The sequence below is a fragment of the Ornithinibacter sp. genome (assembly GCF_035443565.1).
In the GTDB taxonomy this organism is placed as follows: Bacteria; Actinomycetota; Actinomycetes; order Actinomycetales; family Dermatophilaceae; genus Fodinibacter.
On sequence record NZ_DAORSO010000428.1, the window covers coordinates 1 to 1,083 of the forward strand.

The 1,083-nt window shown below is 62.4% G+C and carries 1 protein-coding gene; it reads right to left on the reverse strand.

Annotated features, from left to right (window positions below; genetic code table 11):
- A partial coding sequence (locus tag PLL68_RS15725; protein WP_324535709.1) for an Hsp70 family protein occupies window positions 1-1,067 on the reverse strand: 1,067 nt, incomplete at its 3' end.
- Between the last annotated feature and the right edge of the window lie 16 nt (window positions 1,068-1,083).

Genomic DNA, 1,083 nt, shown 5'->3' on the forward strand with positions numbered 1-1,083 from the left:
GCGGCGAGGACACCAGCCCCGTAACGAGCAGCACCCATCGCCACCGAATGCTTCGGATGCACATCCGACACCACCGGCCGACCCAACTCACCACGCACCATGTCAGCCACCAACGGAATACGCGACGAACCACCCGCCAACAACACCACCTTCACCTCACCCAACCCCACACCAGCAGCATCCACCGCCCGACGCACACACTCCACCGTCTCCCGCAAAATCGGACGAATCATGTCCTCGAACTCAACACGCGTGATCCGCACCTGCATCTGCACATTCGGCAACAACACCGACACCGACGCATCCGAATCAGCCGACAACGACTCCTTCGCCAACACACACTCCGCCCGCAACCGCGCAAACGCCGCCCGCACCCCCACATCACCAGCATCCAACCCACCAATCACATCACCCACCACACCACGCACATGCGTCAACACCGCCTCATCAAAATCAATCCCCCCCAACCGCTCAATCCCATGCCCACGACCCAACACCTCGAACCCACCCACCGACTTGCGCAACACCGCCGCATCAAAGGTGCCACCACCCAAGTCATACACCGCCACCACCTCACCAACCTCCACCCGCGCACCCGCCGCGAACTGCAACGCCGCAGCCACCGGCTCCGACAACAACAACGCCCCCGGCACCCCCGCCAACACCACCGCCTGACGCAACAAATCCAACTTGTACTCACCCCAATTCGCAGGATGCGTCACCACCACCACATCAGCCACACCCCCCTGACGCTCCACCACATCCACCACCACCGCCCGCAACAACAACCCCAACAACCTGTCAGCCGAAAACGGCGTCCGATCCAACATGATCGGCGCCGTATCACCCAACCGCCGCTTGAACTCACGCGCCAACCGCGACGGCTCACCCAACCCCCGCCGCTCCGCCACATCCCCCACCAAAACCCCACCATCATCACGCAAAAACACCAACGACGGAATCGCCGCCGCATGATTCCCCAACGGCACCACCTCCACCCGACCACCACGCCACACAGCCGCAGCCGTAAACGTCGTCCCCACATCAACACCCAACACATACCCCACGAAAAACCACCCTTCC